Source organism: Spongiactinospora sp. TRM90649 (assembly GCF_029382225.1).
Lineage (GTDB): Bacteria > Actinomycetota > Actinomycetes > Streptosporangiales > Streptosporangiaceae > Spongiactinospora.
Genome location: NZ_JARLTC010000068.1, coordinates 1 through 16308 on the forward strand (window position 1 = coordinate 1; position 16308 = coordinate 16308).

The window sequence follows — 16308 nt, forward strand, 5'->3', positions numbered from 1 at the left end:
GGGCGGGGGGGCGCCGCGGGTGGGGGGGGGGGGGGCCGGGCGCGGCGGGGGGGGCGGGGGCGGGCGGGGGGCGCCCCGCACGGCTCGCCCGCCATGGCGGCCACTTCGGTGGTCCGTCCCTGTACAGCAGGGCTTAGTACTCGTTCGGCAGGCCTCGGCGCGAGTGTGCGCGACGGCTTCGTCCGGCCTCTCGCCGGTCGGCTGAAATTTCGGTAACGCTGGGATAGGATGGTCAGGTGGCTCGCGAAACGAACTCCTCTTCGCTTGGTGACGGAGATGCCAACAAGAAGGACGGCATCCAGTCCGTCTCGCGCGCGCTCAGCATCCTGGAGCTCTTCAACGAGCGGCGCCCGACACTCTCGACGAGCGACATCGCCGGGCTGACCGGGCTCAATAGGGCGACGGCGTATCGATTTTGTCAGACGCTCTTGAAGCTCGGATACCTTGAGGAGACCTACTCAAGGACTTTCCGGCCGGGAATCAAGGCCATTTCGCTGGCGCGTGCGGCATTGAGCAGCCGCGATTTGCCCGACATGGCGCTGCCCTATCTCCAGCGGCTACGCGAGAACACCGGTGAAACGGTCAACATGGCCTTTCTCGACGGCGCCGACGTGGTGTACGTGTCGCGCCTGCTCAATGACGACCTGCTCGCGCTGCGGCTGTTCGTGGGAAGCCGGCTGCCCGCGCACGCCACCTCCCTGGGCCGCGCCATCCTCGCCTACCTTCCGCAGGAGGAGGTCGAGACGGTCCTCGGAGATCGGGAACTGGAGGCGATCACCCAGTACACGATCATCGACCGGGCCAAGCTGATGAAGGAGCTCGACCGGATCAGAACCCGCGGATACGCCCTGAACGACGAAGAGGTGGTCCTCGGGATTCGGGGCGTCGCCGCCCCGGTCTTCAACGCGGTGAGCAGGCCCATCGCCGCCGTCAACGTCTCGATCGCCCGCCCGATCGAGGGGGAGGAACTCCGGGAGGTCTTGGCGCCCCAGGTCGTGGAGACGGCGCGGGCCGTGACGGCGCTGGTGACCGAGCTCGCGATCGACTCCGGCCGTCACTGACCGCACTGACCGCACTGACCGGCCTGTGCGGTCTGAGGTCACCTTCTGATCGTCAGGGCCGGCCGGGCGGCGGCCTGACGTTCGGCCTCTTCGCGTTCGGCGGCCTCCTGCTCGGCCTCGCGCCTGTCGTAGGCGGCGCGGGCCGCGGCGATCGCGTTCTGGTGCTCCTCGGTCCAGGTGACCAGGGCGCGGATGGTGCTGTGCAGGGTCACGCCCATCGGTGTCAGCTCATAGTCCACGCGCGGCGGGACGGTCGGATGCACCGTCCGGTTCACCAGGCCGTCGCGTTCGAGGTGCCGCAGCGTGCGGGTCAGCATTCGCTGGCTGACCCCGTCGATCGCGCGGCGTAGCTCGGTGAAGCGCAGGCTCCGCTTGTCGAGCAGCGCTATCACCAGAAGCGACCACTTGTCGGCGACGCGGTCGAGGATCTGCCGCACCTCGCAGTCGGCGCGCTGGTCCCACTGCAGAACGTCGTCGTCGATGCCGGTATCCCCGCAGTAACCGAGGGACTTGAGAGTGCCGTCTTCCATGGTCACTGATAGTGCCAGATGATGCTGTCGGTTACAAGAAGGAACCGGCAGGCACTCGGGGAACCGCCCCGGGATCGGTTCCCACTGAAGGAGTCGGATCCCGATGTCCAACACCGTCAGCGAATCCGTCGCGGCCGGCCGTCCGGCCCGCATGACAGGACGCGCGTGGGGCGTCCTCCTGGTGCTGTGCGGCGCGATCTTCCTGGAGGGGATCGACGTGGCGATGCTGAACGTGGCGCTGCCGTCGATCCGCGCCGACCTGGGCCTGTCCACCGGCATGCTCAGCGGCGTGGTCAGCGCCTACGTACTCGGCTACGGCGGGTTCATGCTGCTCGGCGGGCGCGCCGCCGACCTGCTGGGGCACCGGCGGATGTTCGTGTCCTGGCTGGTCGTCTTCCTGGTCTTCTCAGGGCTCGGCGGGTTCGCCACCGAAGGCTGGATGCTGCTGGCCGCGCGGTTCGTCACCGGGGTCGCGGCCGCGTTCATGGCACCCGCCGGACTGGCGCTGGTCACGTCCAACTTCCCCGAGGGCCCGCTGCGCACGAAGGCGCTCGGCGTGTACGCCGGGACGGCGGCCGGCGGCTTCTCCCTCGGCCTGGTCGCGGGCGGCGTGCTCACCTCGTTCGGCTGGCGCTGGGTGTTCTTCGCCCCGGTCATCCTGTCGGCGCTGATCCTGGTGGCGGCGCTGGCCCTGGTCCGCGACACGGGCGGCGAGCGGCCCTCTGGCGGCTTCGACCTGACAGGGGCGTTCGCCATCACCGCCGCCATGCTGCTGCTGGCGTACGGGGTGGTCCGGCTGGAGCGGCCCGGCGACGGCCCCGGCCTCACCGTGGCCGTGTTCGGCGCGGGGCTGGTGTCGCTGGGGCTGTTCGTCGCGATCGAGCGGCGGTCGCCGTCACCCCTGGTCCGGCTGGGCATCCTGCGCACGGCGTCGCTCGTGCGGGTGAACCTCGGGGCGCTGCTGTTCCTGTTCGCGTTCGCCGGCTTCCAGTTCCTGGCCACCCTGTACCTCCAGGAGCTGCGCGGCTGGAGCACCATGCAGACCGGCCTGGCGATGCTGGTGATCGGGATCGACACGGTGCTCGCGCCCACCCTGACGCCGCGCCTGGTGAACCGCTTCGGCAACACCCGCGTGCTGTTCGGCGGCATCGCCGTCGCGGCGCTCGCGTACGCGCTGTTCCTGCCCGTCGGGATGGACTGGGCCTACACCGCCATGCTCCCGGCGCTGCTCCTGCTCGGGCTGGCCTTCTCCCTGGCGTACGGCCCGCTGACCATGGCCGCGACCGAGGGCATCGAGGAGAACGAGCACGGCCTGGCGGGCGGCCTGCTCTACACGTCCATGCAGTTCGGCACGGCCCTCGGGCTGTCGGCCGTCACCGCCGTCAGCGTCGCCGCCGGATCGGGCCTCGACGCGCTGCGAACCGCCCTCGTCGTCCCACTGGCGGCGGCGGTGCTCGGCGTCATCGTCATCGCCTTCGGCCTCCGCACCCCCACAAAGGCCCCGGCTCCCGCCGCGACCACCGTCTGAGCGGCACCCACCACAGGAGGAAGAGACCAATGGCCACGCATGTGACCTCGTTCAACGAGATCAAGAACGCCTTCGACACCTACATCGGCGACATCGTGTACGCCACCATGACCACCGTCGACGGCAAGGGGCGCCCCCGCGCGCGAGTGCTGATCCCCGTCTGGGAGACCGTCGCCGACGCTCCACTGGGCTGGCTCGCCACCTACAAGACCCCCGTCAAGGCCGCCCACCTGGCGGGCAACCCCCACACCACGTTCTCCTACTGGACGCCACGGCAGAACGCGGTGAGCGTCGACGCCGTCGCCACCTGGGTCGACGACATCGAGACCAAGCGCCATGTGTGGGACCTCTACCGGCGGACGAGCCCGAAGGGAGCCGGCTACGACCCGGGTACCTTCTGGCGCGACGGCCCCGGCGACCCGAAGCTGCACCTCCTGAGACTGGACCCGTGGCGCGTCCAGGTGATCAGAGGAACCGACCTGCACAGCAAGATCTGGTACCCCCCGGAACAGCCCTGACAGCGCGGGCTGTCACCGGTGCCCTACTCGCGGGCGGCGAGGGCCTCGGTGGGCCGGGCGCGCAGGACGAAGCGGGCCGGGATCACCGTGGCGGCCAAGGCGAGGGCGGCGGCCACGGTCATCACGCCGAGGTAGACGAGCGGCGGGATGGACGGCAGGGCCGAGCCGGTCATGCCGGCGCTGAAGGCGGGCGGCGTCACCAGGGAGATGCCGGTGCCGAGCGCCACGGCGATCACGACGGCGGTCGCGGTCTCGGCACGCAGCATGCGCAGCACCTGCCGGCGGGTGGTCCCGACCAGGCGCAGCAGGGCGAGTTCGCGCGATCGGGCGGAGGTGGACATGGCCAGGGTGTTCACCACGGCGATGGCGCAGAAGGCGATGATCAGGCCCATGGCGGGGTAATTGATCGCCGCGCCGGCCGTCCCGGAGTCCACCGCCGTGAGGCGGTCGAGCACGGCCGCGCCCGGTAGTGCCCTCGACACCGGGCATCCGCCGGGCGGCGGCGACCGTGCCGCCGGGAGTGCGGAACGGCAGGGCGAGCACGAGGGTCGTTCACGCCGTTGGCCATCAGCGGCGCCAGCACCAGCGTCGCCGTGGCGATGGCGCCGTCGGCGATCATGAACAGTACCCGGCGGTTCATCCGGTCGGCGAGCACGCCTCCGAAGATCGACACCAATCCCTGGGGCAGGAACGCGGCCACCGCGTAGAGCGCCACCGCCAGCCCGGAGCGGGTCCGCAGGGTCACCCACCACATCACCGCGTACTGCACGATCATGGAGCCGAACGGCGACACGGTCCGCCCGGTCAGGAACAGGGCGGCGTTACGCCGCCAGCGGGTGGTCGTCGTCATCCGCTCTTTCTCCGCTCGCAATCGGGCTCGCAATGACATGGTTCTCCCCGCTGGTGGGCGGAGGGGCCGGACCTGTCGTGGTGGGTCAGGTGGCGGGCGGGCCGGCCGGAGCAGCCCAGCGGCCTGCCACAGGACCACGGGCAACCCGTGGTCGCACCGTACCGGCCGGCCGGTGACGCATCGGCAAGAGTGACGACTCCCGACACTCCCGGCCCCGGGCGCGGCCGTTCCGCCCGCCGCAGTCCCGCACACCCTCGCCACCTCTATCCGCGCAGGCGCGCGGCATCAAGGCCGAAAATCCGCGCCTGGTGCGCGTCGTCCGAATCAGCCTTAGGAGATTCAAAGAACCAGGTTTATCGTCTCCAGTAGTCCCGGTAATCCAGCAGTCCGAGTCAGCCCACGAGGAGAGCGCATGAAAGTGATCCCGGTCGTGGCGGCGGCAATCGCGGCAGCTCTGTTCCTCATTCCCTCCGCGGCCGTGGCCGACGATGAGGAAGAGGCCGACGTGGACGTGAGCCTCGCACAGCTCCGCTACACCAACGGACTGTTGGTCACCTTCACCGACAGCTACCCCTCCAACGACGTCGGAATGGCTCAGCTGGGAAGGATCGACCGAGCTCCGCTCTTCGCCCGCGACGAGAAGGGCAGTTTCCTGGAGACATATCTGGAGATCACGCCGACGGTGGTCGCGGTCCCCCGGCGACTGGTGGACGACCACGGCGCCGACCCGCCACCGGAGCTGCGGCGCCGCCAGATCACCAGCTCGCCGGTCGTCGCGGACGGCTTGACCCCGCCACAGGTCTCGACCATCTCCGGCGCTGCCGCATGCGACTTCTACCACTACAACTGGTACGACTGGCACGACGCGGGGTTCCCCGGAATGCCGCCCGAAACCTACTACGCCTCCCAGTTCACCTCCGACAAGCAGCGCTATTCCGACAGCTATGTCGCCAACTGCACGCCTGACAACTATCCAAGCTACATCTACGCCCGGCACCGGATCTACTACAAGAACATCTGGGGAAACTACAAGAAGCACTTCGACTCGAAGGTGCCACCCTGGCACCACCAATACGCGGAGAAAGGGTCGGTGAAGCGCTGGCGTAAGGTCCACTACGACGACGGCTGGAACTCCAACGCGAATTGCGGGGTCCTCGGCAGTGGCAGCTGCATCTACACGCGAGAGGGCCGCTTCCACAACTGAACGGAAAAGGGAGGACGACGCGCCACCAAGCCGGGCGGCCGTCTGCGGCCGGTCACCGCGCGCCGCCGGTTGCCCGAGGCGAACGCGATGCCCGACTGCGGCTCCTCCTCTTCAACCGGGGTGGCAGCGGGACGAAGTCGCGGCACTTGGGTGAGTGCTCGCGGGCGTGCGCCCGGCGAGGCCGGCTCCGAGTCATCGCTGGAGGTGGGTTCCAGTCGCCGCTTGCCCGCCAGTTCGAGCAGTGCCAGCCGTCCATCTTGAAGAACCGGTACACCAGCAGCTCGTGCGCGTCACCGTGGAAGGCGGCGACCTCCTCGATGTCGGCCGGCCGCGCGGCGAACCCACTGGCCTGCTCCGCCGTCGCCCGCAGCGCCTGCACACTGTGCGCCCGCACCACGAGCGCCGACAGCATCTCACCGACCGCCTGGACGTGCCCGCCGCCACCCGCGCACGAGGCCACCGCCTCGCGCGCCCTGGCGGCGCGGCGTCGTTAACACAAGGGGACAGGCGCGTTTTCTGGAATCATGCCAGGACCTGTATTCGCCGACGACGTCGAAAAGGAGACAACGTGGCTTCGGCAGGTCCCAGTGGCTTACCGGCGGATCGGCAGACGGAGAACCGCTTCGCCCGCGGTGTGACGGAGGTGTTCGCACCCGCCCACCTCGTCATGGGGTTGCCTCTGATCGTGGGCGCGATCACCGGCGGCTGGGCCGGCATCGGCTGGGGCGCGCTGGCCGCCGGGCTGTGCGGTGGGATCCCACTCATTGTGATCGTGGCAGGCGTCCGGTCGGGCCGGTTCGCCGACAAGCACATCACCGACCGTGCCCATCGACCGTGGCTGATCGGCGTCATCCTCGCCCTGGTGATCATCACCATGACCCTCATGGTCACGCTCGGCGCCCCGCCGGTGATGGTCGCGGGCGTGGCCGTCATGCTCGCCACGTTGACCGTGACCGGCCCGATCACGTTCTGGTGGAAGATCAGTTTCCATACGGCGGTGGCGGCCGGCAGTGTGGTAACGCTCGCTTGGATCCTTCCGCCGGTCCCCGTCTACGCGGCCGGCATTGTGCTGACGGCGGCGATCGCCTGGTCGCGAGTGGTGATCCGGGACCACACACCCGCCCAGACCATCGCGGGCGCGGTGGGGGGCGGTGCCGCGTCATGGCTCACGCTGACCGCCTTGCTGTGATGGTCCAGATGCCGCGCGATCTCACCTGGCTACAGCTGGCTACGGCCCGAGTGGACCTGAGCGGACTCCCTGGGCACATCCCCGTTCGGCAGGCCGACCACGAGCAGGCGCGGACGGGGCTGCGCGGCGCCCGGCTCACCGAGATGTGGGAACGCCTCCCGGCCCCTCTCCCGAGCAGCGGCCAAGAACTGGATCGACCGGCCCGAATCCCTCGCGCACGGCTTCGACGCTCCCTCATGCCGGGTGGCCATCCCTCGCGCTGGACGCCCCACCTTGACCTTCCCCAGCGTGATCCGCTGGCCACACCCTCCGGACGGTACCCGCGGGTTCCATAGACGGCCAACGTGGGTCTTGCCGTCCTACGGGCGGGTGGCGTGACAGCGTGCCAGTACGGCAAGCCCGTCCAGGAACCGCTCCGACGCCCATGAGCACCCTCATCCGCCCAGTGCCGGGCGAGCGCCTGATTCTGCTGGACGTGGACGGTGTCGTCAACGCCGCCCAGCGGCCCGCCAACGGCAACTGGCTGATCGAGCGGGTGACGCCGTCAGACGGGGAGACGTACCCGATCCGGTACTGCCCCGACCACGGCCGGATCCTGACAGGCCTCGCCCGCGAGACCGGCAGCCGGTTGGTGTGGGCCACGACATAGCAGGACGAGGCGAACCAGTTCATATCGCCGCTGATCGGCCTGCCAAGTGACCTTCCGGTCATCGTGCTCGACGAGGAGTTCGGGTACCGACCGGTGCGACGCGTACCGCGGTGCCATTCGCCGGGCTGCAGGGGGCAAGCCTTTCGCGCTGGTGGGGTGAGTGGTGGTCTCGGCGACAGTGTCCAAGGGGCGGCGGTGCGTCGAACGGGCACCCGAGTTCCAGCACTTCGATCACGCTTCGACGGAGTTCCGCCGGTCGCGGATGAGGTCGGCGGCTCGGGCTCCGATGGCCACACAGGGGGCCATGGTGTTTCCAGAGGTCACGCGGGGCAGTACCGAAGCGTCGGCGATCCGGAGGTTGTCGAAGCCGTGGACACGGAACTCCGCGTCGATGACCGCTCCCTCGTCCGTGCCGACCCGGGCCGTCCCGCACTGGTGCCAGAAGGTGCTGGCCGTGTGACGGAGGTACGCGGCGACGTCGGCGTCGGAAACCCCGCCCGGGACGGCGCGCGTTCCTAGGTACGGGCTCATCGGCTGGGAGTGGGCCAGGACCTCGGCGAACCGGTAGCCCTCGACCGCGTCACGTACGTCGTCGGGGTCGTCGAGGTAGCCGGTCTCGATGATGGGAGCGCTCGCCGGGTCGGCGGTCCTGAGCCGCACCGAGCCTCGCGACCTCATGCGCATGCCGAGCAGAAACGTGAAAGCGGGGTCAGGTCGTCCGTACCGTGCCGCCGCCTCTGGGCTCATGAACGCGGCGGCGCCGGAGTACATGATGAATTTCGGTGATTCCGGCCGGCCATCGGAACCCCAGAAGCACACCGCCTGGGCCCGAGGCGGCGGGGGAAGTTCGCACTTGCCCGCTTCCCACACGCACCCGAACAGCACGTGGTCGTCGAGGCCGGACCCCACTCCGGGCAGATTCCCGCGAACCGGTATGCCCAACGACTCCAGATGCCCGGCCGGACCGATGCCCGACTGCAGGAGAATCTTCGGAGTCTGCACTGCGCCCAGGCTCAGAACCACCTCACATGCTGCGCGGAATTCGACAGGGCGACCTTCGGAAACGGCTTTCACGCCGACCGCGCGGTTGCCGTCGAAAACGACCTCGGTGACGACGGCGTGGGTGATGACCGTGAGATTCCGCTGATGCAGACGTGGCGCTACCAGCGCGCGATACGGCGATCGGCGGGTGCCGACGTTCTCGACGGTTTCATCGCGGACGGCGCAGCCGCTGCCGCGTTCGGCGAGTTCGCCGTTCGGGCTCGCGTAACGATCGAGGCCGACCGTCTCGGCTCCGTCGAGCATCGCGGAGAAGAAGGCGTGCGTCGGCTGGGCCGGCCGCACGTGAATGGGGCCTTCCGTGCCCCTGCGCTCGATGTCGGGGTCGCCGTGCCAGGTCTCCAACCGGCGGTAGACGTCGAGCATGGAGCGGTAGTTCCAGCGCGGGTCGCCGGCGAGTTCGGCGAAGTCCTCCCAGTCCTGGCGGTGGCCGCGTGACCAGACGGCGACGTTGATGCTGGACCCGCCGCCCAGCCCTTTGCCCATCGAGTACAGCACGCGCCGACCGGCGATCCGAGGGCTCGGCTCGGTGAGGTAGCCCCAGTCGCGTTCGCTGCCGATGTTCTCCGGCCAGCGGTCGGGGGTTGGAAACGCGGTCGTCCGCGTCATCTGGACCTGCTTCGATAAGGAGCACGCGCAGCGCCGGATCGTCGGCCAGTATTCCGGCGACCGTCGATCCGGCCGAGCCCGCTCCGCACACGATGACGTCGAATTCGTGCTCGGCGGATCGGTCGGCCATGGATCCGTTCTGCGGTCGCTGTGACTTCTGCGTCATGACTTCCTTTCAACCCGCGCCAACTACGGCCCGCCGCGTCTTCGGCCGGCCGTACTGCACGCAGGCTTCCCCCACCCGCCGATCACCCGGTATGCCATTTCCTGTCCAGAATCGTGTCCTGTCCGTCCGGGACGCCCGAGCTGGAAGCGACGCCAGTACGCGGCCCCCTAGGAAGTCCGCCTCGAAGATGGGTTCGAGCACCGCATTGAGACTGGCCTGGACCACCCGGTCGGCGACGGTAGGGATGCCCAGCTTGCGGAGCTTGCCGCTCGACCTGGGGATCATCACCTGCCGCACCTCGACCGGCTCGGCGACCAGCCCCAAAGTAGCTGTATGTAATGTCTCGGGATCGCCACGTAGCGGTCGCCGCTTCGAGCTCGACATGAGCCGCCACCTGGAGTTGGACGGTGTCCCGCTCCGCGCCCATCTGACGGTGCGGTAAGACCGATCGGTCTAGAAGGGCGGTCCGCGTCGTCGTGATGGCCTGTCGGCAGGGTCAGCAGCAGTGCCGCAGGAAGGCCTGGAGCTCGGCGAGCGCTACGGCGCCGGCGTGTTTGTCGGCGCGGTAGAGCACGGTCTTGCCGTCCTTGTGAGAGGTGAGGATGCCGCCGCGCCGGAGCTCGGCCAGGTGTTCGCTGGCGCGGGGCTGGGCCAGGCCGGTGGCCTCGGCGACCTGGCCGACGCTGAGTTCGGCCCCCCGGGCGAACAGCAGCATGACGCGCTGGCGGGCGGGGCTGGCCAGGGCTTTGAGGAAGGCATGTACGGCGGGGCTGAGATCGGTCACCGCCTGCTGGGCACCGCCGCCCGCCGGCGATGAGGGCGGGCAGCACGGCCCGTCCGCTGCCCGCGGACCTCCGGTGGTGCCCGCAGCAGCGCCTTGCGTGGTCATGTGTCCTCCCTTCCCGCAGGATTCCATCATATCGCTGCTTTGACATATCTGAAAACAGCGATATATGGTCCCGGTCATGACCACATCCCCACACCCCCTCGTCATCATCGGCGCAGGCCAGTCCAGCCTCGCCGCCGCCCGCGCCGCCCGGCACGCGGGCCTGAGCGCGCTGATCCTCGAAGCCGCGAGCGAGCCGGGCGGCTCCTGGCCGCACTACTACGACAGCCTCACCGCCTTCTCGCCCGCCCGGTTCAGCGCGATGCCCGGCCTGGACTTCCCCGGCGACCCCGACCACTACCCGCACCGCGACGAGGTCACCGCCTACCTGCGCCGCTACGCCGCCACGCTGGACGTCGAGATCCGCACCGGCACCCGGGCGCACGCCGTCCAGGCCGCCGACGACGGCGGATTCACCGTGCGCACCGCCGACGGCCAGGACATCACGGCCGCGGCGGTAATCGCGGCCGGCGGCTCCTTCACCCGCCCGATCCGCCCCTCCCTGCCCGGCGCCGAATCCTTCACCGGGCAGGTGCTGCACGCGGCCGACTACCGCGGCCCCAAGGACCTGGAGGGGCGGCGCGTGGTGGTGGTCGGCGGCGGCAACTCCGCCGTGCAGATCGCCTGCGAGCTGGCCATCGCGGCGGGGCCGGACGGGCCGGATCGGATACGCATCGCCTCGCGCGCCCCGCTGACCTTCCTGCCGCAGCGGCGCGAGGGCAGGGACGTGCACCACTGGCTGACCTCCAGCGGTTTCGACGACCTGCCGCCGGCCTGGCTGCTGCACCGCCTGCCCGGGCGGCCGGTCATGGACACCGGCGACCACGCCGCCGCGGTGGCATCCGGCCGGCTGGTGCGCCGGCCCATGTTCACCGCGCTGGACGGCGAGCACGTCGTGTGGGCCGACGGCACCCGCGAGCGCGTCGATGCGGTGCTGACGGCCACCGGCTACCTGCCCGACCTGGGGTATCTGGCTCCGCTCGGCGCGCTGGACGAGCACGGCCTGCCGCTGCACGCCGGCGGGCTGTCCCTCACCCACCCGGGTCTCGCCTACCTGGGGCTGGAGTTCCAGCGTTCCTTCGCCTCCAACACCCTGCGCGGCGTCGCCGCGGACGCCGCGCACGTCATGGGCCCGCTGGCCGCGCACGTCCGCGACGCCCCGGCCCGGGTCGGCCTGTGACCGGCGGACTCCCGAAGGCCGTCTGATTCGACAACCGGCTAATTTGACAATCCTCTAAGCAGAGTCTCATGATGGCTCTGGTTCGACAGTCTTCTAAACAACTCACCTGGACCCAAGGAGACACCGTCATGAGCGACGGCTGCTGTGGCACCACCACCGCCCTGGAACTGGAGCAGATGGTCAACGGTCCCGACGCCGGCACGCTACCGGTCGTGGTGATCGGGGCCGGGCCGGTCGGCCTGGCCGCCGCCGCGCACCTGGCCGAACGCGGCATCGACTTCCTCGTCCTGGAATCCGGTGAGCAGGCCGCCGCGTCGGTGGCCAGGTGGGGACACGTGCGGGTGTTCAGCCCGTGGAAGTACGACATCGACGCCGCCGCCCGCCGTCTCCTTGAGGCCGCCGGCTGGGACGCGCCCGATCCCGAGTGGCTGCCCACCGGCGCCGAGCTGATCGACGGCTACCTCGCCCCGCTGGCCGCGCTGTTCGGCGAGCGGGTCCGGCTCAGCGCGAAGGTGGCCGCGATCAGCCGCCTCGGCTATGACCGGGTCCGCACCACCGGCCGCGCCGACGTCCCCTTCCTCATCCGCCTGGCCGGCGGCGAGGAACTGCACGCCCGCGCCGTCATCGACGCCTCCGGGACCTACGAGACCCCCAACGTGCTCGGTGCCAGTGGCCTGCCCGCCCACGGCGAAAAGGACGCCCACGATCTCGTGGACCACGCACTGCCCGACGTGCTCGGCACAGACCGGGAGCGGTATGAGGGCAGGCACGTCCTGGTCGTCGGCGCGGGCCACTCGGCGGCCACCACGCTGCTCGCGCTGGCCGACCTCTCCGCCGACACCCGGATCACCTGGGCGATCCGCGCCGGCGGCGCGGCCCGCGCCTACGGCGGCGGCGACGCCGACGCACTGCCCGCCCGCGGCGCGCTCGGCACCCGGCTGCGCGCGCACGTCGAATCCGGCCGCATCCACCTGCTGACCGGTTTCTACGTCCACCGCGTCGAGAACGGCACGGTGATCAGCCGCGACCCGTCCGGGCACGAGCAGAGCGTCACCGCCGACCGGATCATCAGCGCCACCGGCTACCGCCCCGACCACTCCATCGCGAGCGAGCTACGCCTGGACCTGGACCCGATCCTGGGCTCTACCCGCGCGCTGGCCCCGCTGATCGACCCGAACCAGCATTCATGCGGTACCGTCCCCGCCCACGGGGTGGACGAGCTGACCCACCCCGAGCCCGGTTACTACGCCGTCGGAGTGAAGTCCTACGGGCGTGCCCCGACATTCCTCATGGCCACCGGGTATGAGCAGGTCCGTTCGGTGGTCGCGGCGCTCGCCGGGGACTGGGAGGCCGCCCGGCAGGTGCGGCTGGATCTGCCCGAGACCGGCGTCTGCTCCTCCAACCTCGCCGAGGCCCAGGAGAGCAGGGTCGGCCTGGCCACCGGCATCAGCGGCGGCCTGCTCGCCGCCCCGCTCCCTCTGGCCACCGTTTCCGCTTCCGGCGATGGCGGCTGCTGCGGCTGACCTCCCCTTCGGCAGCAATCCCCTCTGGAGAAGGAAGACCGACGTGTCGGACGGCCACCCCACCAGCGCCCACAAGGAAGCCATGCGGCTGATCTGCGGCCACGACGGGCTCGGCACCGATCGCCTGGCCGTCCCCCCTCCCGACACGGGGCCATCGAGCCCCAACCCCGGCTACGCCCGCGCGATCACCCGCATGGCCGGCACGCCGGCCCGGCGACTGGAGGCACAAGGCTTCAGCGCCGCCTCCGGCGGCACGTGGACCATCACGGCGACCGGCGGGGCCCTCATCTCCTGCCAGGCCCGGCCCGGGTGAACGCCGACCCCCCGGCCGGGACCACGCCCGGCGCGCTGACCGCCGCCCCCGCAAGCCGGGGCGGCGGTCAGCCGCATGCCCGGCAGGGCCGCCAGATCGTCGCGGCGCTGGCCGTCACCCAGACCACCGGCTACGGCGTGCTCTACTACGCCTTCTCCGTCTTCCTCGTCCCGATGGCCCGCGACCTGCACGCCACCAACGCCCAGATCGCCGCCGCACTCACCCTGTCCGTGCTGATCGCCGCCGCCTGCGCCCCTCGGGCCGGACGGTGGCTGGACGCCCACGGCGGACGCGGGCTGATGACCGTCGGCTCCCTGCTCGGCGCGGGCGCGGTACTGGCCTGGTCACAGGTAACCGCGCTGTGGCAGCTCTACCTGGTTTTCGCCGCCATCGGCGTCGCCTGCTCCATGGTGCTGTACGAGGCCGCCTTCGCCGTCATCATCGCCTGGCACGGCGGAGACGCCCGCGGCCGCGCGAACGGCATCCTCGCCCTCACCATCGTCGCCGGATTCGCCTCCTCGATCTTCATCCCGCTCACCGGCCTGCTGGTCGACGCCTACGGCTGGCGCCAAGCGCTGCTGATTCTCGGGGCCGGCTACGGTGCGCTGGCCGCCCCGCTGCACGCAATGGTGATCCGCCGCCGCCCGGCCGCCTCCCGCACCCCCGGCACCGCCGGACAACGAGCGGGCCTGGTCAAGGCGGCCGTGCGGCGGCGCCCGTTCTGGCTGCTGGTGATCGCCTTCACCGCCAACGGCGGTGCGGTGGCCACCATCGCGGTGCTGCTGGTCACCTACCTCATCCACCTCGGGCACAGCCCGGTCCTGGCCGCGACGCTCGCCGGGCTGCTCGGTGTCCTGTCGGTCACGGGGCGGCTGATCACCACCGGCCTGCAGACTCGCCTGCCCGCCGCGCTCATCGCCGCGGCCATTTTCGCCCTGCAGGGTGTCGCCGCCCTGCTGCTACCCGTCTTCGGCACGACGGCCGCGGGGGTGATCGGGTGCGTGCTGCTGTTCGGCCTCGGCTTCGGCATCGCCTCGATCACCCTGCCGCACCTGCTCGTGGCCCGGTACGGCACCGCCGCCTACGCGACCCTGGCGGGCCGGATCGCGGTATTCTCCGTCGCCGACAAGGCGCTGGCCCCCCTCGGCGCGGTCGCCTTGGCGCAGGCCGCCGGCTATACGTGGGTGATGAGCGCGGTCGCGATGGCGAGCGTCACCGCCGCCTTGGCCTTGGCCGCCTACCATCGCCTATGATTTAGACGAGCATCGAATTAAGGAGCCGGGATGACCGCCGTGACGATCCAGTGCTGCGCGCCGATCGCCCGTGAGCCCCTGTCGGAGAACGACGCGGCCGACCTCGCGGTCCTACTCAAAGCGGTGGCCGACCCGGTACGGCTGCGCCTGCTGTCGATGATCGGCTCCCACAAGGGCGGCGAGGTGTGCGTGTGCGAGTTGACCGGCTTCTTCGACCTCACCGCGCCGACGATCTCCCACCATTTGAAGATCCTGCGCACCGCCGGGCTCATCGACGGCGAGCGGCGCGGCACCTGGGTGTACTACCGGGTCGTCCCGGAGACGGTGAACAAGCTCGGCGCCCTGTTCGCCCCCCTCGGCGAGCCCGTTCGCACCGACCTCAGCCTCGTCTCCGTGTGACCTCCATCAGGGTGGTCACGGGCAGGACATGCTCATCGGTGGCGTGCCACCTTGCCTGCTGAGATCAGCAGGATGGCCGCCAGCACAGGAACCAGCACGAGGTCGGGGACGACGCCGAGCAGCAGCCCGCCGAGGAGCGCGCCCGCGATCGAGCCGACGACCATGGCAGCGGCGAAGCGGAGGTTGGCGCCCAGGACGGCGAAACCGCCGTCGCGGCTGTAGCGGGCGAAGGCGACCAGCATGGTCGGCAGGGAGACGATCAGGGACAGGCTGCCGGCGACCTTGATGTCGACCGCGTACAGCAGCACGATCGTGGGGATCAGCAGCTCGCCTCCGGCCACGCCCATGATCGCGGCCACCACTCCGATACCGAACCCGGCCACGACTGCGGCGATCGTTCGTGCCGCATCGGGCAGGACCAGCGTGCCCACGGCGGTCGCGTGCGTGAGCACCAAGGCCGCGGCCATGCCCACCATCAGCACCGCGAGCACCTTGTAGAGGGTGGCGGTCCGCATCCGGACCGCCCACGACGCCCCGGCCCAGGCGCCCAGCAGACTGCCCGCGAGCAGGTTCACGGTTACCGTCCAGTGCGCGGCCAGCTCGGCGAGCGGCACTGCGGCCAGCCGGGCGGGCAGCGCCGCCAGAACGACGACCAGGCTCATCGCCTTGTTCAAGATGACGGCCGCCAGCGCGGCGAAGCCGAACAGGCCGATCAGCAACGGCAGCCGGAACTCCGCGCCACCCAGCCCGATCATCCCGCCGAGTACACCCACGGCGGCACCGGCCGCCACCACCAGCGCCGGGAAGCGCCTTCTGCGAACGGCCGCACCGTCGAGGTTGTCATCGCGATCCATCGAGCGCCTCGTCACCGCCGACGATCAGGAACCTTCTCATCCGGACCGAAGCCCGCCGTCCCCGGGTCAGACGAGTGCGAAGATCAGCTTCTCCACACGTGCCTTGATCTCGTCGCGGATCGCCCGCACCGCCTCAATGCCCTGCCCGGCCGGGTCGTCGAGCTTCCAGTCCTCATAGCGTTTGCCGGGGAAGATCGGGCAGGCGTCGCCACAGCCCATGGTGATCACCACATCGGAGGCCTCGACGGCATCGACGGTGAGCACCTTGGGCTGGGCGGCGGTGATGTCGATGCCGACCTCCGCCATGGCCTCGACGGCGACCGGGTTGATCTGCCCGGCGGGCGCGGATCCCGCGGACCGGACCTCGACACGGTCTCCGGCGAGGTGGCTGAGCCATCCGGCGGCCATCTGGGAACGCCCGGCGTTGTGAACGCAGACGAATAGGACGCTAGGCATTGACGGGCTCCTTGAACAGCCTGCGGGCGGCCAGGCTGACGTAGACCAGGGCGACCAGCACGGGCACCTCGATGAGCGGGC

18 protein-coding genes are annotated in these 16308 nt (G+C 70.4%); 11 read left to right on the forward strand and 7 right to left on the reverse strand.

Features of this window, described 5'->3' with window-relative positions:
* Positions 1–236: 236 nt before the first annotated feature.
* Positions 237–1061: an IclR family transcriptional regulator gene (locus P3X83_RS42710; RefSeq protein WP_277311175.1), complete on the forward strand. Its 825-nt coding sequence runs from the start codon at positions 237–239 to the stop codon at positions 1059–1061.
* Between the two features lie 38 nt (positions 1062–1099).
* Here the strand turns inward: P3X83_RS42710 and P3X83_RS42715 are convergent, their stop codons facing one another.
* Positions 1100–1591: a helix-turn-helix domain-containing protein gene (locus P3X83_RS42715; protein WP_277311176.1), complete on the reverse strand. Its 492-nt coding sequence runs from the start codon at positions 1589–1591 to the stop codon at positions 1100–1102.
* A gap of 103 nt (positions 1592–1694) precedes the next feature.
* On the opposite strand from P3X83_RS42715, the gene P3X83_RS42720 reads away from it, so the two are divergent.
* Entirely contained in the window at positions 1695–3119 is a 1425-nt protein-coding gene (locus tag P3X83_RS42720; protein ID WP_277311177.1) for an MFS transporter, read from the forward strand.
* Between the two features lie 29 nt (positions 3120–3148).
* Entirely contained in the window at positions 3149–3637 is a 489-nt protein-coding gene (locus tag P3X83_RS42725; protein WP_277311178.1) for a pyridoxamine 5'-phosphate oxidase family protein, read from the forward strand.
* A gap of 23 nt (positions 3638–3660) precedes the next feature.
* On the opposite strand, the gene P3X83_RS42730 is transcribed toward P3X83_RS42725, so the two are convergent.
* Both P3X83_RS42730 and P3X83_RS42735 read right to left on the reverse strand, forming a co-directional pair.
* Positions 3661–4029, reverse strand: coding sequence for an ABC transporter permease (locus P3X83_RS42730; RefSeq protein ID WP_277311179.1), 369 nt, complete (start codon positions 4027–4029; stop codon positions 3661–3663).
* Positions 4020–4487, reverse strand: coding sequence for an MFS transporter (locus tag P3X83_RS42735; protein ID WP_277311180.1), 468 nt, complete (start codon positions 4485–4487; stop codon positions 4020–4022). Before P3X83_RS42735 ends, P3X83_RS42730 begins: the two co-directional genes overlap by 10 nt.
* A gap of 412 nt (positions 4488–4899) precedes the next feature.
* Between P3X83_RS42735 and P3X83_RS42740 the strand changes: the two genes are divergently transcribed.
* The 3 genes from P3X83_RS42740 (at position 4900) to P3X83_RS42750 (ending at position 7529) form a co-directional block, all read left to right on the forward strand.
* Complete coding sequence (locus P3X83_RS42740; RefSeq protein WP_277311181.1) at positions 4900–5691, forward strand: hypothetical protein; 792 nt, start codon at positions 4900–4902, stop codon at positions 5689–5691.
* Positions 5692–5974: 283 nt separating this feature from the next.
* Positions 5975–6880 carry a phosphatase PAP2 family protein gene (locus P3X83_RS42745; RefSeq protein ID WP_277311182.1) on the forward strand — a complete coding sequence of 302 codons (906 nt, stop codon included), beginning with the start codon at positions 5975–5977 and terminating at the stop codon, positions 6878–6880.
* Positions 6881–7304: 424 nt separating this feature from the next.
* The gene (locus P3X83_RS42750) at positions 7305–7529 is read left to right on the forward strand and encodes a hypothetical protein (RefSeq protein ID WP_277311183.1); all 225 of its coding nucleotides are present in this window, start codon (positions 7305–7307) and stop codon (positions 7527–7529) included.
* Between the two features lie 231 nt (positions 7530–7760).
* Here the strand turns inward: P3X83_RS42750 and P3X83_RS42755 are convergent, their stop codons facing one another.
* Positions 7761–9197, reverse strand: coding sequence for a GMC family oxidoreductase N-terminal domain-containing protein (locus P3X83_RS42755; RefSeq protein WP_277311184.1), 1437 nt, complete (start codon positions 9195–9197; stop codon positions 7761–7763).
* Positions 9198–9859: 662 nt separating this feature from the next.
* Positions 9860–10252, reverse strand: coding sequence for a metalloregulator ArsR/SmtB family transcription factor (locus tag P3X83_RS42760; RefSeq protein WP_277311185.1), 393 nt, complete (start codon positions 10250–10252; stop codon positions 9860–9862).
* Positions 10253–10328: 76 nt separating this feature from the next.
* Between P3X83_RS42760 and P3X83_RS42765 the strand changes: the two genes are divergently transcribed.
* The 5 genes from P3X83_RS42765 (at position 10329) to P3X83_RS42785 (ending at position 14917) form a co-directional block, all read left to right on the forward strand.
* Positions 10329–11429: an FAD-dependent oxidoreductase gene (locus P3X83_RS42765; protein WP_277311186.1), complete on the forward strand. Its 1101-nt coding sequence runs from the start codon at positions 10329–10331 to the stop codon at positions 11427–11429.
* A gap of 128 nt (positions 11430–11557) precedes the next feature.
* Complete coding sequence (locus P3X83_RS42770; RefSeq protein ID WP_277311187.1) at positions 11558–12952, forward strand: FAD-dependent oxidoreductase; 1395 nt, start codon at positions 11558–11560, stop codon at positions 12950–12952.
* A 43-nt stretch (positions 12953–12995) separates the two neighbouring features.
* A complete protein-coding gene (locus P3X83_RS42775; protein WP_277311188.1) occupies positions 12996–13265 on the forward strand; it encodes a hypothetical protein in 270 nt (89 codons plus the stop codon).
* Positions 13262–14518, forward strand: coding sequence for an MFS transporter (locus P3X83_RS42780; RefSeq protein ID WP_277311189.1), 1257 nt, complete (start codon positions 13262–13264; stop codon positions 14516–14518). The genes P3X83_RS42775 and P3X83_RS42780 overlap by 4 nt, the downstream gene beginning before the upstream one ends.
* 30 nt (positions 14519–14548) lie before the next feature.
* On the forward strand, positions 14549–14917 hold the full coding sequence (locus tag P3X83_RS42785; protein ID WP_277311190.1) for a metalloregulator ArsR/SmtB family transcription factor: 369 nt from the start codon (positions 14549–14551) through the stop codon (positions 14915–14917).
* 32 nt (positions 14918–14949) lie between these two features.
* Here P3X83_RS42785 and P3X83_RS42790 read toward each other — a convergent pair whose 3' ends face one another.
* Positions 14950–15771: a sulfite exporter TauE/SafE family protein gene (locus tag P3X83_RS42790; RefSeq protein ID WP_277311191.1), complete on the reverse strand. Its 822-nt coding sequence runs from the start codon at positions 15769–15771 to the stop codon at positions 14950–14952.
* 66 nt (positions 15772–15837) lie between these two features.
* A complete protein-coding gene (locus tag P3X83_RS42795) occupies positions 15838–16227 on the reverse strand; it encodes an arsenate reductase ArsC (protein ID WP_277311192.1) in 390 nt (129 codons plus the stop codon).
* Positions 16228–16308 lie beyond the last annotated feature (81 nt).